Annotated in this window: 16 protein-coding genes and 4 pseudogenes; 4 read left to right on the top strand and 16 right to left on the bottom strand. The window is 58.3% G+C overall.

Going from position 1 to position 26,553, the window contains the following annotated elements; genetic code table 11:
* From ACSQ3J_RS28570 to istA (ACSQ3J_RS28560), 3 pseudogenes are all read right to left on the bottom strand, one after another.
* A pseudogene (locus tag ACSQ3J_RS28570) lies at positions 1–366 on the bottom strand (hypothetical protein); the annotation flags it as partial.
* Between the two features lie 969 nt (positions 367–1,335).
* Positions 1,336–2,020 (bottom strand): annotated as a pseudogene (gene istB, locus ACSQ3J_RS28565) (IS21-like element ISRel16 family helper ATPase IstB).
* An 8-nt stretch (positions 2,021–2,028) separates the two neighbouring features.
* Positions 2,029–2,851: pseudogene (gene istA, locus ACSQ3J_RS28560) on the bottom strand (IS21 family transposase); the annotation flags it as partial.
* Between the two features lie 757 nt (positions 2,852–3,608).
* Here istA (ACSQ3J_RS28560) and ACSQ3J_RS28555 point away from each other — a divergent pair.
* Complete coding sequence (locus ACSQ3J_RS28555; protein ID WP_060504956.1) at positions 3,609–3,947, top strand: hypothetical protein; 339 nt, start codon at positions 3,609–3,611, stop codon at positions 3,945–3,947.
* A gap of 1,373 nt (positions 3,948–5,320) precedes the next feature.
* Here the strand turns inward: ACSQ3J_RS28555 and ACSQ3J_RS28550 are convergent.
* From ACSQ3J_RS28550 to ACSQ3J_RS28490, 13 genes and pseudogenes are all read right to left on the bottom strand, one after another.
* The gene (locus ACSQ3J_RS28550; protein WP_436040819.1) at positions 5,321–6,265 is read right to left on the bottom strand and encodes a nucleotidyl transferase AbiEii/AbiGii toxin family protein; all 945 of its coding nucleotides are present in this window, start codon (positions 6,263–6,265) and stop codon (positions 5,321–5,323) included.
* Positions 6,255–6,842, bottom strand: a complete 588-nt coding sequence (locus ACSQ3J_RS28545) for a DUF6088 family protein (protein ID WP_060504954.1) — start codon at positions 6,840–6,842, stop codon at positions 6,255–6,257. The genes ACSQ3J_RS28550 and ACSQ3J_RS28545 overlap by 11 nt, the downstream gene beginning before the upstream one ends.
* Positions 6,843–6,983: 141 nt before the next feature.
* Positions 6,984–8,612, bottom strand: a complete 1,629-nt coding sequence (locus tag ACSQ3J_RS28540) for a DUF1254 domain-containing protein (protein ID WP_436040818.1) — start codon at positions 8,610–8,612, stop codon at positions 6,984–6,986.
* Between the two features lie 28 nt (positions 8,613–8,640).
* A complete protein-coding gene (locus ACSQ3J_RS28535; RefSeq protein ID WP_436040817.1) occupies positions 8,641–9,405 on the bottom strand; it encodes a DUF1214 domain-containing protein in 765 nt (254 codons plus the stop codon).
* Between the two features lie 50 nt (positions 9,406–9,455).
* Positions 9,456–10,997 (bottom strand): IS3 family transposase, encoded by a 1,542-nt coding sequence (locus ACSQ3J_RS28530; protein ID WP_436040816.1) that lies wholly within the window; start codon positions 10,995–10,997, stop codon positions 9,456–9,458.
* Between the two features lie 151 nt (positions 10,998–11,148).
* Positions 11,149–11,883 (bottom strand): IS21-like element helper ATPase IstB, encoded by a 735-nt coding sequence (gene istB, locus ACSQ3J_RS28525; RefSeq protein WP_436040815.1) that lies wholly within the window; start codon positions 11,881–11,883, stop codon positions 11,149–11,151.
* Between the two features lie 5 nt (positions 11,884–11,888).
* Positions 11,889–13,383 (bottom strand): annotated as a pseudogene (istA, locus tag ACSQ3J_RS28520) (IS21 family transposase); the annotation flags it as partial.
* Positions 13,384–13,478: 95 nt separating this feature from the next.
* On the bottom strand, positions 13,479–14,303 hold the full coding sequence (locus ACSQ3J_RS28515; protein WP_436040814.1) for a patatin-like phospholipase family protein: 825 nt from the start codon (positions 14,301–14,303) through the stop codon (positions 13,479–13,481).
* Complete coding sequence (locus ACSQ3J_RS28510) at positions 14,300–15,163, bottom strand: SDR family oxidoreductase (protein WP_082512193.1); 864 nt, start codon at positions 15,161–15,163, stop codon at positions 14,300–14,302. Before ACSQ3J_RS28510 ends, ACSQ3J_RS28515 begins: the two co-directional genes overlap by 4 nt.
* An 824-nt stretch (positions 15,164–15,987) precedes the next feature.
* Positions 15,988–18,516, bottom strand: coding sequence for a malto-oligosyltrehalose synthase (treY, locus tag ACSQ3J_RS28505; protein WP_060504951.1), 2,529 nt, complete (start codon positions 18,514–18,516; stop codon positions 15,988–15,990).
* A gap of 335 nt (positions 18,517–18,851) precedes the next feature.
* The gene (locus ACSQ3J_RS28500) at positions 18,852–19,061 is read right to left on the bottom strand and encodes a hypothetical protein (RefSeq protein ID WP_060504950.1); all 210 of its coding nucleotides are present in this window, start codon (positions 19,059–19,061) and stop codon (positions 18,852–18,854) included.
* Positions 19,062–19,098: 37 nt separating this feature from the next.
* Positions 19,099–19,311 (bottom strand): DUF982 domain-containing protein, encoded by a 213-nt coding sequence (locus tag ACSQ3J_RS28495; RefSeq protein ID WP_082512192.1) that lies wholly within the window; start codon positions 19,309–19,311, stop codon positions 19,099–19,101.
* Positions 19,312–19,377: 66 nt separating this feature from the next.
* Entirely contained in the window at positions 19,378–19,530 is a 153-nt protein-coding gene (locus ACSQ3J_RS28490; RefSeq protein WP_436040813.1) for a DUF982 domain-containing protein, read from the bottom strand.
* Positions 19,531–21,069: 1,539 nt separating this feature from the next.
* On the opposite strand from ACSQ3J_RS28490, the gene ACSQ3J_RS28485 reads away from it, so the two are divergent.
* The 3 genes from ACSQ3J_RS28485 to ACSQ3J_RS28475 are packed head-to-tail and all read left to right on the top strand — an operon-like array spanning position 21,070 to position 26,514.
* On the top strand, positions 21,070–21,828 hold the full coding sequence (locus ACSQ3J_RS28485) for an ImuA family protein (protein ID WP_436040812.1): 759 nt from the start codon (positions 21,070–21,072) through the stop codon (positions 21,826–21,828).
* A complete protein-coding gene (locus tag ACSQ3J_RS28480; RefSeq protein ID WP_200956643.1) occupies positions 21,746–23,260 on the top strand; it encodes a DinB/UmuC family translesion DNA polymerase in 1,515 nt (504 codons plus the stop codon). Before ACSQ3J_RS28485 ends, ACSQ3J_RS28480 begins: the two co-directional genes overlap by 83 nt.
* Complete coding sequence (locus ACSQ3J_RS28475) at positions 23,257–26,514, top strand: error-prone DNA polymerase (RefSeq protein ID WP_060504943.1); 3,258 nt, start codon at positions 23,257–23,259, stop codon at positions 26,512–26,514. The genes ACSQ3J_RS28480 and ACSQ3J_RS28475 overlap by 4 nt, the downstream gene beginning before the upstream one ends.
* The last annotated feature ends 39 nt before the right edge of the window (positions 26,515–26,553 follow it).

Below are 26,553 nucleotides of genomic sequence, written 5' to 3'. Positions count from 1 at the left end.
ACGAGGGCGTTGAATTGCGAGCGCACGCCGCTGTCGAGCGTCGGCAGGATGACGGGGTGCTCGCTGAGCAGGTCTGCGAGCTTCGCGCCGCGTTTGCCCGTAAGACGACGGCCGGCCGATGACAATGACCCGCTGCTGATAGACGTGCTGGGCGATGAAGGGCGTGACTGAATCGGCCATCGGCGCCTGGTTCAGAAGGACGATGTCGAGGTTTAATGCCTCCAGCGCCCCGAGCAGTTCACTGGTACTGCCCCAGCGCAGGATCATGTCGACATCCGCCCGCCCGAGTATGGGCCGCAGGAATTCCATCTGAAAGTTGCGCGAGAGGGTTGCCGGCGCGCCGATGCGGATGGCGCGGCGCGCCAAGTCCGCGCGCTCTTCGATAACGGTTGGCTCAGTCTCTTTGCGCTCGATGAGCAGGGCCAGATGACATGGCGCTATGAGGGCAGATTGACATGGCACAGAACCCGACAGTTCGCATCACCTGGAGAGCGTGCATAAACAGATGCTGGGGCCAACGCATACCTTTAAAATTATGAACGTGCGCCCATTCGGGCACGGCCCCGTCGCCCGATGTGCCTATCAACCGCACAGCGCGCCGAGGTCGACGGGCTGTGCGGTTGGGTCCTCGTTTGCGGCCGACTAGCTAGCGGCGTCTTCAGCCGCCAAGTGAACGACGCATGTGGGAGCAAAAGCAAGTCGAGGATGCTTCTTTGGCGCAAGAGCAACCAAGCATCACTTCAAGGTACGGTTTCGTACCCGCTCTTGGCTGGAACTATAGGGATCTCTGACGGTTCGCAGCCTTGTGAAACTCAGGAGATTGCTAAGCAAAGAAGAGATTTGATACTCGGCATGACAGCGGCAGGCCTGCTTCCGATGGCTGGTTCGGCGTTTGCGCAGAACGGGCGCATGGAGAAAGACACGCTGAGGGCGTTGAAGCGCCATTGAGCTGCGCTGTCGCAAACCGGTCATTGCAATGCAAAACGCCGGCCACAGGCTTGCCTTCCGAGGGAAAGGTGCCTCTATCCGTGGTTACCGATCCGAATAATCAAGCAGTTTCTTGTGGCGCTCGAACTGTGCGGCAACGTACGCCTTGTCGACCTCAGCGCCGCTCACAGAATTCAAAATGGAGCGCGGCTTTGCCGTCAGCACCAAGTCTCTTCTAAACCTCGTCGTCTGAAGCGGTTTCAGCGAGCCTTCCACTTTGCTGCCGATTCCGATGAAGCCGCCCCTTTGTTCCGAGATGATTGCGCGCCCGGATTCCGGGATGATCTCGCCCCCTTGAGGCTGGGGTCCTGCTGGCAATAAATGTTGTCAGTTCATTCGTGTAACGAGTCAAGATTTCCGGCGCTGATTTCGCCGCAAGCTTTCGCCGGATAGGTCGACGCGATGGGCATTGTGAACGAGGCGGTCGAGGATGGCATCGGCATAGGTCGGATTGCCGATGACCTCATGCCAGGCTGATACCGGAAGCTGACTGGTAATGATTGTCGAGCGGCGGCCGTAACGATCCTCAAGGATCTCCAGAAGGTCGTGGCGTGCTTGCTCATTGAGCGGTCCCAGGCCCCAGTCGTCGAGGATCAAGAGCTGGACGTGTCCAAGGGTGCATTGCAGTCTGGCATAGCGACCATCGCCGTGGGCAAGGGCGAGATTAGCAAACAGTCGCGGCGCGCTGATAAAGTACGGAACGATCGTCGCGGCAGGCCTTGTGCCCGAGTGCACAGGCTAACCAGCTTTTGCCGACGCCGGATGGCCCGCAAATCGCGAGGTTGTCATGGGCATCGATCCAGTCGCCGCCGATCAGCTTCATGAACAGTGCCCGATCGAGGCCGCGTTCGCTGCGGTAATCGACATCCTCAGGAACAGCATGATGGCGAAGCTTGGCAAACCGCAGGCGTGCGGCAAGCTTGCGATCGTGGCGTGAACTCCATTCTCGCTCCAACAGAAGCCCGAGCCATTCGGCATGGGAGAGTTGTTCGCTCTCGCCGTTGCTGATCAGTTCGTTGAACGCTTTGGCCATGCCGGTCAGGCCCAAAAGACGCGGTGGCGTAGTCGACCCAGCAGCCAGCGCTCGACAATGCGAACCGCGGCTTCGACCTTTGCCTTGTCCCGCGGCCGGCGCGGGCGCGTCGGAAGAACAGCGCTTCGGTAATGCGCCGCCATCCCGGCATAGGTGCGATTGACCTGCGGATCAAAATGGCAGGCCTTGATCACCGCCACCTTGGCGTTGTCGGGAACCAGCAGCGCCGGTGCGCCACCGAACCCCTCCAGCGCAAGCAGGTGGCATTCGATCCAATCAGGAAGCGTCTCGCTCCAGCGAGCATGTGCAAACGACAAGCTCGATGCCCCCAAGACCGCAACAAACAGATGGGCTTGCCGCGTCTTGCCGGACAATCTGTCGATGACCACCGTGACCGTGTCGCCGGCATAATCGACGAACAGCTTTTCGCCAGCCGCATGGTCCTGGCGCATCGTCACCGGCAGCTTCAGGGCCCAAGCGCGATACAAATCGCAGTAGCGGCTGTAGCGATAGCCATCGGGATGAAGGCCGATATATTCGTCCCAGAGGATCTGCAGCGTCACATGCTTGCGTTTCAGCTCGCGATGAACATGCGCCCAATCCGGCTCAACGCTGCGACGGTGACCGGTCTTCGTGCCGGCAGCCCTATAGAGAGCCGCCTCCAGCACCGCATCGCTGACATCGTCGCCCAACGGCCAGGAAAGGCCGGCAACCTCCACACGGCGGAGCGTCTCGCGCACCGTCGACGGCGCCGGACCAACGCGCCGCAATCGACTTGTGGCCTAGCCCTTGCTCAAATCTGTATCTCAGTATCTCGCGGACACGCCGCATCTTTAGTCTCTCCGCTGGCATCCCGTTCCTTCCTTTCAGGACACTGAAAGGACGAACGTCTCACCAGCAGGACACCCCGACAAACACCCCAAATCAGGGGGCGGCATCATCTCGGAACAAGGGGGCGGTTAATTCTCGGAATTGGGGGGCGGCATCATTTCGGAATGCGGGGGCGGATTGCCTCGGAATCTGCAACTTTGCCACCCGGCAGGGGGATCGCGACGTGGTACTGTCGCTACAGCGACCGGGCACCACCGGATTGCCTTGATAATGACGGATCGCGATCCAAATCCGGTCGAATGGTATCGACAACGTTCATCGTGAGACTGACCAGTCGCTAGAAGTCGGTGTCCGGTCAATCGGGTGACAGACTCGCCCGAAATACAATATGCTATTCACAGTTACGGTAGGATGGGCGGGAACATTCGACTGCGATCGCTGTTTGAGAGCGGCATCGAAGAGTCGATTTGTTGCAATACAGACAGGTCGCATTCCAAGCGCGCGTTAAACTACGGGACGTAGCTCGCACAGACTAACCTGTAGCACCACCAAGAGTTTGCCGGCAAGCTGTCGGCCTCGATGCCCTAGAGGACGGAGGCTTTATGAACCAAGGAACGCCCCGAGGACTGATATTTGTGTACACGGGCATGATCATTGCCATCGGCCTTCTTATTATCGGAGGCGCGCTTACCTGGAACAAACTCGACGGGAGAACGCAGAGCGGCTCAAAACCAGTAATAAACTCACAGGATCAGCAGTGACCAAATACAAAAATACGACGGGTGCACAGGTTCGAGGACAGATCCAGTCTGGGGAGACGGGAGATATCCGTCCAGGATTTGATCCAGCCGCTGCACCAATCGAAACGGACGCAGAAGCGGCCGGCCAACCGATAACTCCGGAGCAGGCGCGCATCGCTGTAGCCGACCGTCGGCATCTCAAGCCAGATGTTCAGGAAAATTTTGATGGCGCTATGCGTAAGCCGAACGGAGTGAAAAAACTACCTGACATTGCTTTGCATCCTGTCGCTATCGTTTTGGGGCTTATCATCGCCCTAGGCGCGGGGTTGGTGATTTTTGGTCTGATTGGCACCTAACTTCCGACAGACCAAGGCAGTTACGGCTACGTAATAGCGTGATTCTCGCGACGCGTTGCCTGATGTCGTCACCTGTCATTTCAACCCTGATATACCGTCGCCGACATCAGTGAACACCGCTCATGTCGCATCAACTGCTGAGAAACTCCAATAACGACCGCACTTGAGTTACCCGGTTTTTTACCGTGCTACGATCATTTTGCCAATCTGCGCCAAAAAAACGCGGGCGCCTTGGGAGGTTGACGCCCGCGAATATCTCACTGAGCATGAGGGGAAAGGAACTCAATGAGGCGCTTCGAACTGCGAGTGGCGCGGGAAGTTCCCCCCGACCGGAAAAAACATGATCGAACGTAGAGCCTCACGCACGACGCAGGACCCTTGGTGCCCGGAGCGGACCTTCAGGCTCGCCAGATACTGCCCAACCAAAAGATCAGTCGTCTGGGACCTGTTCCGTCCTGACGAGCTTCAGAGACCTGGTAGAACAACGTACGTCTCTTCCTTTCTTTGCCCGCGATCGTCGACAAAGTTATGGACCGTACTTCCAATCGGCGCTTTCTGAAGGCCCGCCCTAGGCACCCCCCGTAAGTTATGCTCCCTGGACGGGTTCGATGGTAGTTTCGGCGCACCCCGCTACGATAAGAGCTGTAATGGTTGGGATAACGGCTTTCATTTGGACCTCACGTGACTGAACCCGCCCCAAACCGCCCATCGCTGCAACGGTTCCGGGGGGCGCGTAATTTTCGACGGGCCGGTAACATCAGGTCCTAATAGAATTCCGGCCATTCTGTTAAACGATGCGATGCGCCAGCTGCATGGCCGCAGTCTGGCCTACGAAAGGCCGCTCACTCCCTGAGCGCAGGCTCGCGAAGTAAAAGATTTGAGGCCTCTGTGATTAAGCGTTGAACTTTGACCGTATCGCGTGAGGAAGAATGACCTGCCTAAACAGCCGCCGGTTACCCGACATCGCTGGCCTGGCCTACGTCCAACTCAAATAAAAGGAACGGACGCTTTAATATGCGTGGTTCCAAGGAGTTCCGGCAGCGTTGTTGGGCCTGCCATACAACTTGTGAGGGAGGCGCTAAGGCGGGCGAAACGCTTGGTCCGACGGAACATGTGGTTTTATAGTTGTATAATAGACGTTACGCACAAAGTATGTCTTTCAAACACTTAAGCCATCTGACAAACTGTCGCCGGTTCTGATCCATTCAAGAGCAGGCAAAAGGCCGCTTGGAAATGGCGTCGTTCTGAGTTGTGATCTGTGTTCAACTGTGGATTTGCGACATGAACTCGACCATGCACCGGACAACCAAGCCATCCCTTTGGCGCGTGTACCAGTTGATCCGATAAAGATCAGCCTAAATAGGGCGGGGTCGTCAAAGACGACCTGTGTGGGAGGTGATGCGGGCCAGGATCTTTTTCAGGCTGGGCCTGCCGTAATAATAGAGCGCCGACGTCCGCTCGTATGCGCGCTCGTAAAGTCTGAACGTCTCTGGGTCGGAAAGGCTGAAAGCGGGATTGCTGCCTATGTTCTGATCGTCAGCCTTCGGGAAACGTCGGTCCTTGTGCGCGAGATAGGCTGCCGTACCGATGAAGTCTTGCACTTCCGGCTGGTCCAGTAGGCAGTAGACGTCGTAATAATGCCGAAGGAAATTGGCGGGGAACTGGCCGGATTCCTGCTGCTTGCGATATTTAGTGGAGATGGTCTGGAGCTTCTCGACCAGCGTGTAGCCGGGCTCGTAGCAGGGAACGGCAAGTGCGCGATTATCGATCAGCTCGACGCGCGATGCCGCGTAATCATAGGCCCAGGAGCTGATATCCTTGTGGATATTGGGAGCCACCGTGTCAAAGCCGGCTTCGAGCAACACGCCGTCCTTGAGATCCGATTTCGTGCCGGTCGTCTCGGGGTAGTAGAGGCGGATGCCGCCGCTGCGATACGTCTCGTTGTCAAATTCGGTATCGCGCTCGATCTTCTGGATGCCGTCGATCGTGATCGTCTCCGCCAGCCAGTCATAGAAGCCCTTGCGACTTTCACGATGCGCTGTCTTATCGTGATTGGGGCCGGATTTTACCTCCATTGCCTTCGGCGGTTCGATACGGATATCGATATCCTCCGAAAAGCGGTTGATGATGCGGTATCCTTTCGATAGCGAGGTGCCTCCCTTCAGCTCGAACGTCATCTCCAGCTGCTGCAGGCCGTACAGGCAATGCATGATCCAGTAGTCTTTTTCGACCAGCACCGGCTGCACCTTCATCTGGTCAGCGACGATGCGCAGCAGGGACGCAAAATCCTTGTGCTTATGGAGGAAATCAGCTGGCATGCGTGTCGGCGGCGAGGGTGTTGAAGAATTTACGCGTGCGCACCATGCCGTATTCCTTGGCGGCACGGGTGAGGGCGGTGCGATTGCCCTGCAGGGCACGTTCCTTCACGCGGGCCAGCACCTGATCGCGGTCCTCGGCCAGCTGGTCGAGATTGTTGACCAGGTCGACCAGCAGGAATTCTTTGGTCAGGGTTTTGGGGAAGGCTGGCTTTCTGCGGAACTCGAACTCTCGGCCGCCCAGCATGAAGTTGCCGTGGCGCTTATGGTTATAGACGACGGTCTTGTTATAGAGCTGCGTCGCGCCGACACCAAGGCTGTTATAGGCATTGGGCGAGGTGACGAGGTAACGGTCATCCTTCAGGAAAGCCTCGACGAGCGCATCATCCTCGGCGGGGGCTTTGCCGAACGCGGTCTGCTTCGGCCGGTGATAGACGCCGGTCGATAGCTTGGTCAGGTATCCTTCTGCCAGCAGCTGCTGAAGATGCCGATCGACAGACGACGACCATTGGGTGAGATCCTCCCGACGGTAGACCTTGCCGGACCGCAGATGCTTTTTCAATTCCTGTAACTTCGTCATGGGTTAGCTCCTGCACTCACTATAGCGACATATGGTCGTGAATGCAATTTTTTCCAAATTTCATGCAAATTTTGGCGGCGACTCAACATCCAGTTTACTGAAATCATGGAATTATATAAGGGGACTTTCCAGCAACCTCCACTACTCGAATATCGAAAATCCCGGAACCGACTTGCCCTCCGGAAGGTCATGGACAGCAGTCCTTCGGCTTTGAGAGCAACAATAAACCTGCCTCAAAACCAGTTGCCGGCCGCTGATTGCGACCGGTACAACTTTTGGCAGCGGCTCACACAGGTTTAATTCCGTGCAACCGCCGGCGGTCTCCAACTGCCATCCACGATCGGCGTGTCTGGCCAATAGGCCCGAAGGTAGAGAGAATTCACCCGTCGGCGCCGGAAGCCAATTTGCCTCCTTGTCCTTACCCGGAGATTTGTCCTGAACATAGATCGTCAGTGATCCGTCGTCGTTATAGACAAGCGCCTTGTTTTTCGTCCCAAGCGAATAGCGCGAAAGAGGGTTGGGGACAAAGAAATGCTGGTCATCGTAAATCGTCAGTGACCAGAACCCATGGACTGGTGGCGTTTTACCTTTGGGGAATGTGACTTCGTAGGCAGTCTTGCCATTCAGACGCTGCCCATCACTATCAAGATCTTGGTAGAAGTACTTCGTCTCGGTTGGCGCGTTGACCAGAATGTTGGATTTCGCGACGGCGGTTCGGGTAAAATAGTCCGTGCCGAAAGCTGCATTGTTGTCAGTGGTCGACCAGTTGTGCGGAAGCTGAACGCCCCAGTTCCGGAACTGCAGCAACGGCGTGATCAATTCCGCCTCTGCCTTTTTGGCCTCATCCACCATGGCCGTCATTATGGAGGTGTCGGCCTGTGCCGCCGCAAGAACAGCCTCGATCTGGGCATACCTTGCTTCTTCACCCGGCAGCGGCGGCGCATCTTTCATGACCTGCGGCAGTTGCTGGAAGAAGGTTTCGGGAAAGACCCAATTGTTTTCTTCCGCTTTGCCATCGGCGGTTGGCGAACCGAGCGTCGGCAAGGATTTCCAATCGCGTTGCTTGGCCTTGCCGTCGAATTCTGACAGCGGATACATGTCGATCCCGGAGATGACTTCCTGGATTGCGGTCCGGTCCTCAGAGGTGTCGTCCATGAAGACACGGGGAACGATAAAGGCCGTGTTGGTGCGGGCACGGAACACCTTGGTTATGCCCTTCGGAACCTCGCCCTTCCAGTCCGGTCCAACCAACAGATAGAAGCCGGGCTGGGTGCCGTACATCGCACCGATCTGAGCGAAACTGTCCGTGCGGATGTCGACGACCTGGTAGACCCAGAACCGATCGCCAGAATCTGGAACCTGCACGACGACAGGTGACTGTTCCAAGGCCGCGACGCCGGCCCCATACGCAACGTCCTGGTTGGGGCAGGCAACCCAACGCTGTTCCGGCTGGATGTAGTCATGCAGCATCGACATCTGGTTGACGGGGGCAAATGGCAAAACCCCATTCATCAGGCCGGCCTTCGGCGCTTTCTCAAAGGCCAGCCGTCGATTGTAGATATTGACCATCGGCCATCCCCAGACATAGGCGTCGCGCGCCACCATCCGGACGTACTGTTCCGTAATCCTGACATTTCGGTCGGGCCCGGCAGGCATGGCAAGCTGCAGGGAGGGGGATAAGGAGAGTTGTTCTGTTGCTGCGCCAAGGCTCGGCACCATCGCCAAACCCAGGCAGGCGGCTCTCATCAGGGAAGGGGTCGTTCGGGTCATGTCGTCTCTCCTCAGAAGCAGTCTCAAGTCACTTGTCTGTCCTGATCAGCGCCGGCGGCCAATAGGTGCCGTTTGCAACTCCGTCGATCGGTCCATAGTAGCGGAATGTCAGACGATAGGTCTGCCCGCGTGGTGTGGGCAGCCAGTTGCCATCCGGGGCGTCCTTCGGCTTCTCCGCCGCGAAATAAAGCGTCAGTGAGCCATCTTCCCGGTATTCAGGGTTCGTCGCGTCGTTCAAAAGAAAGCGCTGCTTCGGGTTGGGAAGAACCCGGAAGCGGGTGCTGTCGACGGCGATGACTGACCAGAAGTATTTGGCGAAGCGAGGCGGAAGTGCATCCTTGGGAAATGTCAGCGTGTAAGCATGGTCGCCATTTAGTTCCGCGCCATCGGCGTCGCTTCCTCCGCGGTAATAGAGGACTTCCGGCTTGATGTTCGCCCACAAGCCGCGGTAGTTCACCAGCGTGCGGGTGAGATAGTCGATACCATATTCTCCGACCACACCTGGCCGCGCCCAGCCATTGCTGATCTTGCCATGACCAATGATGGCTCCCGCCTTGGCGATTTCCGGAACCGCTATTGTCTTAATGACGGTATCGACGTGCTCCCGCTCTTCAGCACCATCCTTGATTTGGGCGGCGATCTCTCGAACCTTCGCAGACATCGACTCAAGACCTGGATTGGTGTCAGGCTCACTGGAGAGAGCGATCTCAGCAGCATCGAAGGCTTCAACGCCGGGGAATGTCTCCAGACCAAAGATCGGCGTTTTTGGAATCTCTGGCAGTTTAGGTGTCAATCGGCTCGGAATGTTGACCCCTTGGAGGTGCGGACGAATTCTTGGACTGCTTATGCTGCAATTCCGAGATTTCGGCGGTATTCGACGGGGCTAATGCCGCCCAATGAGAGTTTTATGCGATGTTGATTGTACCATTGGATGTAGGAATCCAGCTGCTGCATGAAGTCGTTAGCGGTCGTATTCATCCAGGTGCGATTATAGTACATCTCGTTTTTCAGCCGTCCGAAGAAGCCCTCGCAGGCTGAGTTATCCGGTGAGCATCCCTTGCGTGACATGGAGCGGGCCAGCTGAGCACGCTGCATGCGCGACAACCAGCCGGGCCAACGATAATGTGCACCCCGATCCGAGTGCACAACAGGTCGGTCGGAACTGCCGGTGATTGTCTCTATTGCGGCATCAAGCATTGTGTTTACGAGCTCTGCGTCGGGACGCGTGCTTACAGACCAACTGACTACCAGGCCATCAAAACAATCGATCATGGGCGACAGATACACTTTACCTGCTGGCAGTTGGAATTCGGTGATATCGGTCAGCCATTTCTCGTTTGGCTTCGCTGCGTGGAAATCACGATTGACCAAATTCTCCGGCGCAGGATCTAACTCGCCTTGATAAGACGTGTATCGACGCCGCCTAGCCGTGGTCACGACCAGCTGCTCCTGCTTCATCAAGCGGCGTACCACCTTTTCTGAGACCTGTTCTCCGTCTCTGGCCAGTGCCGCATGAATGCGTCTGTATCCGTAGCAGTTACGGTTGGCCTCGAAGAGCACCACGATGGTCTGGCGAAGATCTGCGTATCGGTCCTCAAGAGAAAGCAGAGACCGATGATAAAAATAAGAACTGCGGGCGAATTCAAGCCGCGTCAGGAGTTCGGGCAAGGCATATGTGTTTCGCAGGGCATCAACCAGCTGTGTCTTTTCCCGGTTTCCCAGGAGCCGCAGATCGATGCCCAGATCTTTTTTTATGAGTTCGTTAGCCTTCGTAAGCAGGTCATGTTCGAGTTGAAGGCGCTTCACATCACTGCGCAGTGCCTCAAGTTCACGCTCGAGTTCGTCTCGGCTGGAAGTCGGTGGTAATTCGCGATGGCGTGTCATGGATGCAGGGACCTCACGACCAAGTTTCTGGTCCTTCCAGTCGTACAACGTTTGCCGGCTCACGCCTACCTTCTGAGCCAGCGAGCGGGCACTCTCACGCCTGGAGCAAAAATCTATCACGGCCGTTCGCTTCTGTTGCTCCGATCTGAGGGTACCGCTTGAGTTGCCGGTGTGAACTCGCCGCCTACCGTCTGGCTCATATTCATCGATCCAATCCGAAAGCTTTTGACGGGAAGGGTAGCCAAGCGCCTTCATGGTCCATGCCAGGCAACGGCCATGCTCCAGATAGTGCTCAACAGCAATCCTCCTTTGTTCATCCGAATAACGCTGTTTGGTGCGCACGTAGCCTACCGACAAATCGTTGCCGCGTGCGAATTCGCGATGCCAATGCTTCAGAGCATTCTTCGTCGGATAGCCCAACTGACGGATGGTGGCATTCCCCCGTTTGCCGAGCTTGATAAAGAGCTGCACAGCCCTCATGCGGTCTTCGTACGAATACATGAACTATCTCCTGTTAGTCCAAGAATTCGTCCGCACCTCCCTTATCGGCGTCCAATATTCACCCCCCTGTAGGCGATCAGCGCTTGGCCTTCCCGGCGCTGGCCGGGGTTGCAAAGGGTAGGCCAAGTGCGGGTGATGTGTATCTTCGGCTTTAGCTTTGAGAGCGGTTTTTGAAGCGCCATGACTCGTTTCCGGTTTCCACGATCTCGCAGTGATGGGTCAGGCGGTCGAGGAGTGCGGTCGTCATCTTCGCATCGCCGAACACCGACGGCCATTCACCGAAGGCCAGGTTCGTCGTGACGATGATCGATGTGCGCTCGTAGAGCCTGCTGATCAGGTGGAACAGGAGCTGACCTCCGGCCTGCGCGAACGGCAGATAGCCGAGTTCATCGAGGATGATGAAGTCGAGGCGTGTAAGGTAATCGGCCATCCGGCCTTGCTTGCCATTCCGCGCTTCCGTTTCGAGCCGATTGACCAGATCGACGACGTTGAAGAAGCGACCGCGCGTGCCGTTGCGGATGAGCGCACGGGCAATCGCGATGGCCAGATGGCTCTTGCCTGTTCCCGTGCCACCGACGAGAACGACGTTGCGCTGGTCGGCGACGAAGGTGCCGGTGGTCAGTTCCCGCACCAGGGGTTCATTGACGGGCGTGTCGGCGAAGTCAAAGTCGTCGATGTCTTTCGCCAACGGCAGCTTGGCGATACTGAGCTGGAAGCGAATGGACCGAGCCTGTTTCTCGGCGATCTCCGACTGCAGGAGTTCACCGACGATGCGCGGCGGTTCGTGCTGCCGTTTGATGCCATTGCCCATGACCTCGTCGTAAGCACCGCGCATTCCGTAAAGCTTTAGCGTGCTCATCAGTCCGAGAACCTCTGTGCGTTCCATCAACTTGCCCTCCTGAGCCTATCATAGCGGGCGCAGTCGGCGACCGGCTCATGGGCAAGCCGAAGCGCATCGGGGATTTGCAGGGTTGCCGCGGGAGCCGGATCGCGGCTTCGCGCCAGAATATTGATGATCACCGAGGCCGAGCAGACGCCGTGCTCAAGCGCCTCCTGGCAAGCTGCCTCGACCGCAGCAAGGCCGTCGGCGGGCACGCATCCGAGTATGGTGACCATCTGTCGATCACCGTCGTCGGCGCTCTTCAACCGCTTGCGGACCTTCTCCATAGCGGCTGGCAAAACCCATTCGCGGAAGGGAGCGCCGTTGCGTAGAGCACCGGGTTTGCGAGCGAGGACAGGTATATAGTGCCAGGGATCATAGACGGTATCACCACGGCCGAAGCTGCGCTGATGTTCCGCGACCGTCACGCCATCCTGCTTGATAATGATCCGGTCCGCATAGGCATGAACCTCGACAGGTCGGCCGGCGGCGGTCGACAGAACCGAGTATTTGTTGTTGTCAAAGCGGACTGTGCAGGTCTTCGACACCGAGGCCGGCACGCAGTGGAAACCGTCGAACGGGCCAACATAATGCACCAGGCAACCGCGTTCGGCCTCGAACATCTGCCAGATTGTCTGCGCCGTCTGTTCAGGGTGGTTATGGGCCTTGGCATAGGCAACGCATTTGTCGAGCAGCCAGACATTCAGCTCCTCCAGGCTTTTAACCCTGAGACGCGGCGTGAAGAAGCGCTCGCGCACGAGGCCTACCTGGTTCTCGACCTGTCCTTTCTCCCAGCCGGATGCGGGTGTGCAGGCTACGGGATGGACGAGATAATGGCTGCACATCTGCAGGAAGCGGCGATTGTAGAGCCGTTCCTTGCCGATAAAGACGGCCTCGACCGCCGTCTTCATGTTGTCGTAGATGCCGCGCGTGCAGGTGCCACGGAAGAAGTCGAAGGCCTTGTCGTGCGCGTCGAATACCATTTCCTGACTTTCGCGCATGTAGGCCCGCGCGAACATCATCCGGCTGCGGCAGAGGCGAACATGAGCAACCTTTACAGTCGTTGTCACGCCCTGGATCAAAACGATCTCATGGCTCCAGTCGAATTGATAAGCCTCGCCGGGGGCATAGTAGAGCGGCACGTAGGCTTCGGCCGTCGCTGCCCCTCGAACCTTCGACCATCCCTTCGCATAGCGCCGGATTGCATCGTAGCTACCGTCATAACCCAGCGCTCGGAGCTCTTCGTAAATCCGGATCAACGTCAGCCGTTCACGAGAGGGCTTGCCTTCGTTCGCGGCAAGGAAGCGCTCGATCTCGGCTTTCCAAGCCCCGGTCTTCGGTAGCGGCTGGCGTTCTCTCTCGTAGGAAAAGTCAGTCTCATTCGGTTCGCAAAATCTTGCGCACGGTGTTGCGGGACACATGAAGCTCCCGGACGATCCTCTTCACCGACCAGCCCTGCACATGGAAGGCTCGACGAACACGCGCAATCGTATCCACTCGCTTCAACTCCCCCTCCATCCGCCAGCAAAAGACGGATGGTCAGACGAAACAGGTGGGGGGTCAAAATTGGACGCCGGTCACCCCGCCAGAGGGGTCAATATTCAACGCCGAAACACAGGCCAGCCCGATGACCGGTGTTCCAGTAGCTCGACCGACCGTCTGCTTTGGTTGGACAACAATAGGTCCTGCATGCGGTGGGCCGCGTCATCGAGTGTTTTCGGCAAAGGTCCGTTCGCTTGAATAAGATCGAAGGCCAAACAATTTACGGGGCAGGCCGGCGGATCCCGAAACAGAGGAAGGATCGGGAGATTGGCGACCAGACCGCCGTCGACCATAAGCCGATCGCTCACGGGTTCGGGCTGGAAAAGAACGGGAAATGCGGAGGACGCCATCAAATGGTCGACGGTGACTTCCATCTCCCCCGTGTCGTAAACCTGCTCTTCTCCCGTCGTGACATCCGTTGCATTGACGATGAGGCGAATATCTCCGCCGTTGAGATAGTCGAAATCGACTAGCCGTCTGAGCGTGGCTCGCATACCCGAGCGCTCGAACAGGGATGGTGACGGTAGACCGCTGAGGCGCCGCCACCACAAGCCGAGCGACGGCTGAAACAGGCCAGGTCGGCCATGGAGCAGTGTGCCGAGCGATGAGGCTATCTTTGACCCGTCCCAGAAGCGGACAAAGTTGGCGATTGCAACATCGCTGGCTGCCAGTCGCCAAAATTCGTCCAGGCGTGCCACCCGGTCCTCAGGCCTGTTTCCGGCGATCAGAGCAGCAACGATCGCGCCTACCGATGTTCCGGCAATACGCTTGGGACGAATGCCCGCCGCGTGCAAGGCGGTGTACGCCCCGGCATGATAGGCGCCAAGGGCGTTGCCACCTGATAGGCAGAGCCAGACCTCCGGAGAGGCGCCGATGGACGTCAAATCATGATCTCGCCACCGGTGACGGGGATGACCGCGCCGGTCATGTAACTTCCGAGTTCAGATGCCAGCAGAACATAAGTACCGGCAAGCTCGGCTGGTTGGCCAGCGCGCTTCAAGAGTGTCTGCTCACCGAACTTGGCAGCTTTTTCTGCAGGCATTGTTGACGGAATCAACGGCGTCCAGATCGGCCCCGGCGCCACCGCGTTCACCCGAACGCCCTTCTCGGCGAGCATTTCCGCCAGCCCTGCAGTGAAGTTCGAAATGGCGCCCTTGGTCGATGCGTAGGCCAGGAGCTGCGGCGATGGCTGGCGCGACTGGATTGAAGTCGTGTTGATAATCGCACTTCCTGGCTTCAAATGCGGAGCGGCAGCTTTGGACAAGAAGAACGGCGCATAAATGTTCGTTCGGAACGTCTCGTCCCATTCCTCCGCGGAAATGTCGGCAATGTCGGCATAAGTCCGCTGAAAGGCGGCGTTGTTCACCAGGATATCAAGCCCGCCGAGCTCGTCGACTGCGCGCTGCACCAGCGTCTTGCAGTGATCTTCGGACTTAATGTCGCCGGGCACCAAAAGCGCCTTTCGTCCCACGTCCTCGACCCATTTGGCGGTGTCTTGAGCGTCGTCGTCTTCGTTGAGGTAGGAGATGACGATGTCGGCCCCTTCTCGAGCGAAGGCGATCGCCACCGCCTTACCGATGCCCGAGTCGGCGCCGGTAATCAAAGCGACCTTGCCCTCGAGCTTGCCATTCCCCTTGTAGGATTTTTCGCCGTGGTCTGGAATTGGGTTCATCAGTGCAGTCTTGCCCGGGGGCTCCTGCTGCTGTTCGCCGTAGGGAGGGGACGGGCGACGGATATCGGTCATGGAAATGCTCCTAGGATATTGAGGTCGATTGGCAAACCCCGAGGATTGCACAAGGTTCCGCAGCCAGCAGAGAACACAAAAAACTTTTCACGCTTTGGCGCTTCTCTTTTTTATCGTCGGTTACAATGCGGCATCCCTTCTGCTGATTCCTTTCAGTCACCTCTCCATTGCACGGTCGAATGCTCCACGCGATGACGCCAGAACGCTCCAGCGGTTTCCTTCCTATTGAACACTCTGCGGCACAGGGATACGGTCGACCCATAGCATCATTGGGCGCTGATGGGTCGATCGACTAGTGGCGCGCACCGGCGCTGCATGCACAGCCGCTGTTCAACCGACTGCACGATCCCGAAGCTCCCGCTTCGCGTCACCCCGGGACGCCCACTTTGCATCGAGCGTTGGTGCTGAGGAAACAGCAACGCATTGGAGACAATCTTCGAGACGGATACCGGACGTGTCCGGGTGATGGCGTCGCTGAACAGTAGCGTGTCGGGGCGGCGATGGTCCGAACTGGGACGCCGCACTGAACGTGTTTGGGAACAGTTGCGCTCCAAATCGTTCTGCAGCCGATTAATGCACAAGGCGACATGAAAAAGACCGATTATCCAATGCCGAGATCCATCACATCGGCGACCTGACGACCACATCCCGTCATAATGACGATGTGCCAATCGCCCGGGAGGAGACGAACATACATCAGCTTCCTACGTGACCCGGCGGGTAACGTCCTTACAGCTAACCTGATCAGCAGCGATGAGTAATTGTTCGGCTCAACCGCGAAAAGGCACGAACGCGCTAAGTGCCTCTCAATGCGCCTTCCAGCTTCACGTTTCGCTGATCGATCTCAGGACAACGAACGCTCGGTCGAAGTTTCCAAGATCAACTACGCCACTCGGTTCGACCTGTTGATGGGTGAACACATCAACGAAACGGCGGCCATGGAGCGCGTCAGGCATAGCGATGGTAAGCCCTTGCCAGGACGAGCCACCAAGCGTGCGAACTCCAAAACTAAGACGCTGCGATATGACGAGAATAGCGTCGTCGCCTTCTGCGCGTGCATAGGCTAGGACGCTGCGTGCCTTCTTTCCGCTTTTGGAGAGCGGGATATAGCTGCCTTTACGAAACAAGGTTCGCATTTCCTGGCGCAGGCGAAGAAGCGCGACAATGACATGCTGCTTCAATCGACCGCTTGTCCAAGCATCATCGTCGAAACTGAACTTCTCGGTTTCAAACAAGCTCTTCTGGAGCATACCGAAATCCGGCGTCCGGCGGTTGTCCGGATCGACAAGACTAAAGTCGAGCCCCTCGCTGCCTTGGTAGATATCGGGCACGCCAGGAGCGGTAAGCTTAATGATTGTCTGAGTAATGCTGTTGACGAGACCCGCCTGGGCAAACGGACGAAGCGTATCGGCAAATTCGGTAAGGAACGCCTGATTGTCAGGAGATAGCAAGCGGCGGGCGTATGCGATGACAGCCTGTTCATAACCTTCATTGCTATCGCCCCAGTTCGTGCGCAGCTTTGCTTCCCGCAGTGCCTTTTCAACATAGGCGATAAAACGTTCTTCGAGTGCTTTCAGGCCTTCCCGATCTTCCGAGTGAAGGCCAACGGGCCAGGCGCCCGCCAGTGCCTGATAGAGCATCCATTCGACCGCCGGCTCCGGTGCGGGACCGTCGTCCAGGGTGCTAATCGCGCCTCGGTTCACCACGCGCCACCGGCTGACCGCGTCGCTCCAAAGGTCAGGGGCTTCGGTTAGGGCGTAAAGGCGTGCGCGGGCATCCTCGCCGCGCTTGGTATCGTGGGTCGATGTGCTAGAAAGCGCATCGGGCTGGAGTTCCAGTCGGGTCTCCATTTCCTGATGGAAACGTTCGAGCGAGAAGGCGCGGGGCAGCGGTTCGGCACCGACTTCGTTCAGCGCCAGGGCCATATGGTGTCGGAAGAAAAGCGTGTCCTCGACCGATTTCGCCATCAAGGGACCCGTTAGCTGCTGAAAACGGGTGCGGAAGACGGCCGCCGTTGCGGCAAGTGAGGATTGCACATCACCGGTAAGGATGCGCTCAAGGAATGCGAGCGCCGTCCCGTCGGGTGAATTCTGCCCGTTGCGAATTTTTTCCAAAACGGCGGCGAGCATCTGACGGCCTTCCGGCGGCAAACCCTGACTTGCGCCGTATGTCCGATAGACCGGAAAGCCGACGAGCAGTTCGCGCAATGCCGCTTTCACCGTGTCTTCCGGCACAGCCGAATCTCGATCGTCCGTCTGGCCGATCTGCCGCGCGAGCTTCAGCAGTATCGCGACCTCACCGGCGAAGTTGTTGTCCGCCATCAGCAATTTTGCAGCGCGCAGTTCGGCTTCCATGTCGACCGGCTGGCCGACGGCCGTATTGTAGACGGCGCGCAGGTCATCCAGTTTTTCACCATCCACCAATGCGTCGCTAATGGCGGAGATGAACTCGTAACCGGTGGTGCCCGAGATCGCCCAATCGGGCGGAATGTGTTCTCCTTCGCCGAGGATCTTTTCGACGGTGATGTAACAGTCGGGCCCAGCTTCCTGCTGCAGACGTTCCAGGTAAGACTTAGGGTCGGCGAGACCATCGACATGGTCGACACGCAGGCCATCTACGGCGCCGGAACGCACGAGTTCGAGGGTGAGCCTATGCGTGTCGTTGAATACGGCGCCGTCCTCGACACGCATGCCAGCAAGTCCGGTGATCTCAAAGAAGCGGCGGTAGGACAGTTCACGCGGTGCATCGCGCCAGGACATCAGCTTATAGTGTTGCTGTTCGTGCAGCTTGGTGATTGCCGCCCTGTCCGAAAGCGTTAGGACTTCGCTTTCGCAGCCGGCATAGGTCTCTGGATTAAGCGGATAGAAGGTTTCGTAGTAGGCGAATACCGGTTTCCCCGTTTTCGGATCGGGCTGCAGCGAAACTTCGCCTGCCTTCAGCACGGCTTCGAACGTGTCGCCGAGGAAGGGAAGGGTCAGCTTTCGCGACCAGTCGATATCGAAATGGCGGGCATAGTGGCTCTTTTCGCCATATTCGACGACATCGTGCCACCAGGAGTTTTCAAGCGACGCCGCCATGTGGTTCGGCACGATATCGAGGATCAGACCAAGTCCGGCGGCCTTCAGCGTCCGGACCATCCGTTCAAAATCGGCGCGTCCGCCGATCGACGGTTCGATCTCGTTGGCGTCGATTACGTCGTAGCCGTGGGTGGATCCGCTTGTGGCAGCAAAGATGGGCGAGGCGTAGAGATGGCTAATTCCGAGACCTTTAAGATAGGGCACCAGCTCAGTGGCGCGCTTGAAGGTCATGCCATTGCGGAATTGGAGGCGATACGTGGCGGTCGGGACAATCATGACATTTCCGGCAAGTTGAATGAGAAAAGAAGGATCAGGCGCGGATTGAGCTCTACCCGACGAGACCAATAAGATGGCGCGCTGTGAACCCAATGGACCGCAAGTTGTTCCGCGCCCCTATTGAAACATGTGTGACGACGTGAGCATGCGCGAGCTTCGTCCAGCGTCCCTCGTGTTTTGGCACAAACGGCTCACGGGCGTGCTTTACTTTGGAAAACAACGTCTATGTCAGCAAAGAGACGCAGCGGAACTTCGCGTCGGTACAGTGTCGTGGCACCCGGTTTGGATTACGCGGTTAGCAGTATGTCGGAAATGTTCATGGCAATACAATAACGTTAGATTTCAAATGTCGTTCGCCTGTCTGATATGGCCGACGCGCTGCCGGCCACGATTTCAAGCAGGGCCTGTGCTGTTTCCTCTCTGGCCCAGCCAGCGCGGAAAGCTTCCTCAAAAAGCTGCTGAACTTTTCCATCCAGCGCGTTGACGCAGTCGGAGTGTCGCTGCTCGTACTGGTCATCATTTTCCGGGGATTTTACCGGATGCATATCCGTCCACCTTCTTCAGCTTCATTCAAATCGGCATTTACGCAAGAATACCAGCGTCTTTGGCGGCGTACTCAAAAAGACGGCGCGCCTCTTCAGTAGGGATGACGCCCTCCAAGGCTTCCATGCAGGCAGCCTTGCACTTAAGATAAAGCTCGCCGTCTTCAGTTGGCCAGATGACAAGCAAGTAATCCAATGCTTCCTGTGGACCGTGCACCTTCACCTTACCGCTATCGGCAAAAACGAGGTCAATCGGATCCTTCTAAATAACGGTCATATGCTTTCCTTGATCGTAAGATAGCCGCTGTATGGTCATTCGTCAGTGCAACAGATTTGCTTCCTTTGCAGCGATGACAAAAATTTCGCGTGCTTCCTCGGCATCTTTGCGTCCAGCGATTGCGGCGCGGCAGAAACTTCGCGCTCTGACATAACCGGCGCCCCGGAGGTCCGGCCATTCATCCATCAAAACCACAAGAGCGGCAAGCTACCAAACGGACCAGGTATGAACTGCTCGGAGTATTGATCGTCAATGCGCACGACTTACGAGCTATGCAGATTGAGGCCAATGGTGAAGTGCCGTGCTTGCATCAACTAACATGCGAGCGATAGCCTTGCCGAAACGGGACCCGAACGGGGAACCGACGCTTTGGTTCCCGTGCTGTCATTTCCGTCACGCTGAAGAATGAGAGGCCTATCGCAGTTCCAGCATATGCTCGTCCGCTGCCGGGAGGAACAAAGGACGGCACTGGGACCTGAGTTTTGAAGGCCACGGGCCGGCAACAACCAGCCTATTCAAGAGAAGGGCCACCCTTCTTGATATCCTGGCCGATTGGAATCAACGTACGGTCCGTGAGATCTTTGGAGAGTTGTTCGTTCGACTCCCGGATTGGTGGCTCGAGCTTAGGGTCGGCCTTCTGTGCCGGAAGTTTTGGGGCCATTTTGGGATCAACACTATTGTCACGTCTGTGATCGGGCATTGTTCACTCCTGGTGGTCGTTAGGATGCTGTGGGCGTGAAGCGCGAACTATTTGCCGCAGGTTGGGTTCCAACATCGTGCATGGATTTTTCTTTCAAGACCCGACGAGCCTGCAATGAGCGTGCGAGAATCGACGCCGCAAGTTTATTTGAGAGGGCTCAGACGACTGGTAAACGACATCGTCCTTCCGTTGTGATCATCGACATTGCCGATGATACGGGAATTGTCTCAGCGACTCACGAAGAATTCAACACGTCAAAATTGCATGTTGCCGGCTTCGGCAGAGCCTAGTCAGCCAAGGCACACAACGAACACGCAGATCTCAATGCTGCTTGTGTTCGCGGTACCAGTTGCTCAGCGCATTCTTGGTTGGGTAGCCCAGTTAGCGGATCTGCGCCTTAACGCGCTTGCCAAGCTTGATATAAAGCTGACGTCGCATAGCCAGAAGAGCTATGAAGCGTTTTCGCCGGGGGTAGTCGGTCCCGCCTACCGCGTTGCGGCGCTATGCTAAGGCTCCTGCGGCTACCCGTTTTCCGGCCAAAGCGCGTCGAGAATTCCCGCTTTCCCGGCCTTTCCGGCCGGCGCTATGCTGAAAGCTCCCATGCTCTTCTTTCTTTTTCAGGCTCGCTCCCAAGGTTTGGCGAGCCGGTGTAACCCGCCGTGGCACGATCTCGTGGAATTCTGTTCGCACGGGACCGACCAGCCGCCAATCGCCATCCGCACCAGATTTAGACACCGAGTTTGAGGCTATTATCTGCATTATTTGCACGTTGCAGCATGGATGGTTTCGCACCCCTCCGTTTCGGATCGCACGAATCTGGGGAAATTGTAAAAATGAGTCGGCGGAGTGACTTAGCTAAGACCTGTTTAGAGGCCTGATTCGTCTCAACATTCGGCCAACGGCGCTTTAGTGGAGCCTAAACAAGATCGCTTAGACCAGCTTGACTCTTTCTCTGGCTGGGAACAAAAGAGGAACGTCAACAATTTTCGGGGACATGAAGTCCATGCAACGCGAGCCGGGGAGGTCCGTGAACGATGTCGCGCGCCAGCAATCCTCGGGTCATCGAGGAGCTCAGAGATCGTATCGCACACCTTGAGGGCGGCGCGACGAAAAACGCCGTCGTGTTGCCGTTCGGCGTTCGGGAGATGGATGAACGTCTGCCGGGTGGCGGCCTTCCTTATGGCGCTCTTCACGAAGTCGCAGGTGGCGGCGCCGGTACGGTAGACGGAGCAGCAGCCGCCTTGTTCGCAGCCGGCATTGCCGCGCGCGCGAAGGGCAAGGTCCTTTGGTGCCTGACGAGACCTGACCTGTTTTTCCCGGCTATCGCCCAGGCAGGCTTACATCCCGACCGCGTGATCTTCTGCGAAGGCGACAAGGAGGAGGACGTGCTGGCGTCCATGGAAGAGGGGCTCTCCTTCGGTGGCTTGGCAGCTGTGGTGGGCGAACTGGTTCGATTGCCGATGGTGGCATCCCGGCGGCTGCAGCTGGCTGCCGAAAAGACGGGAACCATGGGGCTCGTTGTCCGCAGATGGCGGCGGCAGACGGAAGCGTCGGACTTCGGCAATCCGACGGCCTCGACGACGCGATGGAGGGTGAGCGTGATTCCGTCGGAGGAACTGCCAGTGGCAGGGGTCGGACGGGCCCGATGGCTGTTGGAATTGATGCGCGTGAAAGCAGGCGAGTGTGCTGAGTTTGAAATAGGAGCCTGTGATGCCAAGGGTCGTGTGTGTTTACTTCCCCAATCTGCCAACAGACCGGATACGGCGACATGGAGAGGGAGCCGTGCCAGCTGATCAGCCTATCGTCGTCATTTCCAAATCGGGGTCGAAACGCTGGATTTCGGCGGCAGACACCGCCGCGCGCAAACTCGGCCTCAAGCTCGGTATGCCGGCGAGCAAAGCCCAGGCCGTGGTCGCCAACCTCACGATGATCGATGCTGATCCCAGCGCCGACGCTGCTGCCCTTGAGCGGCTCGCGCTGTGGGCGCTCCGCCAGTACAGCCCGGTCGTCGCCGTCGATGGTGTGGATGGGATCGTCATGGACACGGAAGGCGCCGATCACCTGCAGGGCGGCGAACATCTGCTGATCTCCGGGCTGGTCAACGGCTTGAGGGGACGGGGCCTCACGGCACGTGCCGCCGTTGCCGACACGTGGGGAGCAGCGCATGCGATCACCCGCGTGACCTCGGCTGAAACGACCGTCGTTCCGGTGGGCGGTGTGGCGAAAGCGGTTACTGGCCTGCCGATCCACTGTCTGCGTCTTCCACCAGACACAATCCATGGACTGCGGGTGATGGGCGTCGAGACGGTCGGCGAACTCTCCGCAATGCCGCGCGCCCCCGTGACGCTGCGATACGGTCCCGAAGTCGGCCGGCGGCTGGATCAGCTCTTTGGGCGAATGTCAGAACCCATCGAACCCCTGCGCACTCCGGAGCTTGTCGAGGCAGCCAAGAACTTTCAGGAGCCGATCGGCACCGCCGAGACGATCGCCAAATATGTGCGCCGACTGGTTGGCGAGCTCACCACCAAGCTGGAGACACGCGGTCTCGGCGTCAGGCGTTCTGATCTCGTCATCCACCGCGTCGACAACACCCGCCAGTGCATCCGAGCCGGCTTGGCAAAACCGGTGCGTGACCCCGCCCGGCTGTCAAAGCTTCTCTGCGATCGGATCGAGAAAATCGACCCGGGCTTCGGTATCGAACGCCTGGTGCTCGTCGCCATCATGGTAGAACCGCTTGAGGAGCGACAGGCTGCATCCTCGCTGATCGAAGAACCAGTCGTCGACGTGACACCGCTTGTCGACATTCTCGGCAATCGCGGCCAGCGGCTTTACCGGGTCACCCCAGTCGCCTCCGACGTTCCCGAGCGATCGGTGATGCGCGTCGGCCCGACGGCTGACGAGACCGGAGCGACATGGGCCGCCAAATGGCCAAGGCCGTCGCGGCTGATGGCGAACCCTGAGCGCATCGACGTTACCGCTCTGCTCCCCGACCAGCCGCCGGCGGTGTTCACCTGGCGCGGAAAGCGCCGACGCGTGAAGCGGGCAGACGGCCCGGAGCGGATATTCGGCGAGTGGTGGCTTCGTCCGAGAGAACATGCTGCCGTCCGGGATTATTTCGTCGTCGAGGACGAGGCGGGTGAACGCTACTGGGTCTATCGCGCCGGTGATGGGGTGGATGCCGACACGGGCTCGCACCTCTGGTTCCTACATGGGGTGTTCGGATGAGATATGCCGAGCTTCAGGTCACCACGCATTTCTCGTTCCTGCGCGGAGCCAGTTCGGCCGAGGAACTGTTTGCCACCGCGGCAGCGCTTGGCGTCGACGCCCTTGGCGTGGTCGATCGCAATTCGCTTGCCGGGATCGTCCGGGCATGGGAGGCGGCAAAGACCACGGGCGTGAGACTGGTCGTCGGCTGTCGGCTCGATCTTTCCGACGGCATGTCGATCCTCGTCTACCCGACTGACCGTCCAGCCTATTCGAGACTGACCCGCCTGCTTTCGCTCGGCAAGAGCCGGGGTGGGAAAGGCAAGTGCATCCTCGATCTGTCTGATGTGGAAGCCTATAGCGCTGGCCTGATTGCCATCCTTGTCCCGGATGAGGCCGACGAGACCACTGCGGGCCAGCTCAGGAAGATCGCCGCGATCTTCGGTGACAGGGCTTTCGTTTCGCTATCCTTGCGCCGTCGCCCGAATGATCGCCTGCGGCTTCACAATCTTTCCAACGTGGCGGCGAGACATAAGGTCAAGACGGTCATCACCAACGATGTGCTGTTTCATGACCCCAGCTGTCGGCAGCTGCAGGACATCGTTACCTGCATCCGCAATCGGACGACCATCGACAGCGTCGGCTTCGATCGCGAGCGGCATGCCGATCGGTTCCTGAAGGCACCGGAGGAAATGCACCGGCTGTTTTCCGAGTATCCGGAAGCACTGGCACGAACGCGCGAAATCGTCGACCGCTGTCGTTTCGACATGAGCGAGCTGCAATATCAATATCCCGAGGAAGCCCTCGTGCCGGGGCTGGACGCCCAGCAGTCACTGACCAAGTTCGCCTGGGAGGGTGCGGCTTCACGATACCCGGAAGGGATTCCTGACAAGGTCCGCAAGGCAATCCTGCACGAACTTGAACTCATCCGGGTGATGAAATACGCCCCGTACTTCCTCACCGTCTACAGCATCGTCCGGTATGCCCGGTCACAAGGTATTCTCTGCCAGGGCCGAGGATCGGCGGCGAACTCGGCTGTCTGCTACTGTCTCGGCATCACCAGCATCAACCCGGAAACAGGCGACCTGCTGTTCGAGCGGTTCGTCTCGATGGAACGTGACGAGCCTCCGGATATCGACGTCGATTTCGAGCATGCCCGCCGCGAGGAGGTTATCCAGTGGATATACGAGACCTATGGCCGCTCACGCTCGGCGCTCTGTTCCACCGTCACGCGCTACCGCGCCAAGGGCGCGCTGCGCGATGTCGGTAAAGCCTTGGGGCTGCCGGAGGACCTGATCACCCAGCTTTCCTCCGGGGTGTGGGGCTGGTCGGAAGGGGTCGGAGAAAAGCAGCTCAAGGACAACAACATGAACACGGCGGATTACCGTCTGAAGCTGGCGCTGGACCTCTCCGCCCAGCTGATGGGCGCGCCGCGACATCTCGGCCAGCATCCGGGCGGTTTCGTGCTGACCCAGGATCGGCTCGACGATCTGGTGCCGATCGAACCGGCGACGATGAAGGACCGCCAGGTTGTCGAATGGGACAAGGACGACATCGAGGCGCTGAAGTTTATGAAGGTCGATGTCCTGGCACTCGGCATGCTGTCGTGCATGGCACGCTCCTTCGAACTTCTGGCCGAGCACAAGAACGAGCCAATGGGACTGGCTGACGTTCCGCAGGAGGACCAAAAAACCTACGCGATGATCAGGAAGGCCGACACGCTTGGCACCTTCCAGATCGAAAGCCGGGCCCAGATGGCCATGTTGCCAAGGCTCAAGCCCCGGACCTTCTACGACCTGGTCGTGCAAGTAGCCATCGTCCGGCCCGGGCCGATCCAGGGTGACATGGTGCATCCTTACCTGCGACGCCGGGAGGGTAAGGAAAAGGTGGAATATCCGACGCCGGAACTGGAGGCCGTGCTCGGCAAGACGCTCGGCGTACCGCTGTTTCAAGAATCTGCGATGCGGGTCGCGATGACCTGTGCGGGATTTACGGCTGGCGAGGCCGACCAGCTCAGGCGCGCGATGGCGACCTTCAAGTTCACGGGCGGCGTATCGAAGTTCAAGGACAAACTCGTGGAGGGCATGGTCAGGAACAATTACACCCGCGAATTTGCCGAGAAGACGTTCACGCAGCTCGAAGGCTTCGGCTCGTATGGGTTTCCGGAAAGCCACGCCGCGAGCTTCGCACTGATCGCCTATGCGAGCTCGTGGGTGAAGTGTCATCACCCCGATGTGTTTTGCGCCGCCTTGCTGAACAGCCAGCCGATGGGCTTCTACAGTGTCGCGCAAATCGTCCAGGATGCACGGAACCATGGCGTGGAGGTCCGTCCTGTCTGCGTCAACCGCTCACGCTGGGACTGCACCATGGAGCGGATTGGCAATTCCGATCGCTTTGCCGTCAGGCTTGGCATGCGTGTCGTCAGGGGTCTGTCAACCAATGACGCCGCACGAATTGTTCTGGCGCGTGCCGACCAGCCGTTCGTATCAGCCGATGACATGTGGCGACGCTCGGGCGTGTCTCCGTCGTCGTTGGTCAAGCTGGCCGAAGCTGATGCGTTCCTGCCATCGCTGCGACTGGAACGGCGGCAGGCGCTCTGGGATATCAAGGCGCTGCGGGATGAACCGCTGGAACTCTGGGCCGCGGCCGCCGAGCGTGAGGCCAAGACAATCGCTGAGATGCAGGAGCCTGAAGTGGCGCTGAAATCGATGACGGAGGGCAGGGAGGTCGTCGAGGACTACTCACACACAGGCCTCACCTTGCGGGCGCACCCGGTGTCGTTTCTCCGAAAAGACCTCGACCGGAAAGGCATCGTCACCTGCGCAGAGGCGATGGGGCAACGCGACGGGAAATGGCTCTGGACTGCGGGTATCGTTCTCGTGCGACAGCGGCCGGGATCGGCAAAGGGGGTCATGTTCCTCACGCTGGAAGACGAGTCCGGCATCGTCAATGCAGTGGTCTGGCCATCGCTCTTCGAACGCCAGCGGCGGATCCTGATGACAGCGAGCATGATGGCCATCAATGGCCGTATCCAGCGGGAAGGCGAGGTCGTTCACCTCGTTGCCCAGCGCCTGTTTGATTTCTCCACCGACCTGTCGAGCGTTGGGAATCGGGACGGCGACTTCCCGCTTCCGCACGGTCGCGGCGACCAGGTCAAGCACGGAGGAGGCCCCGATCCACGGGACAATCCCAAGCCCGCCGTACAAGCGCGCGACATCTATATTCCCGACCTTCATATCGATAATCTGAAGATCAAATCCAGAAACTTCCACTGAGGAGACCGGTGTGTCGCGCCTGTTTGCAGTCACCAAAGG

Origin of the sequence: Rhizobium sp. LjRoot98, assembly GCF_964252935.1 — a bacterium.
Classification (GTDB): Bacteria; Pseudomonadota; Alphaproteobacteria; order Rhizobiales; family Rhizobiaceae; genus Pararhizobium.
The sequence above is the reverse complement of the archived record's forward strand: the minus strand, read 5'-3'. Positions and strand labels throughout refer to the sequence as shown.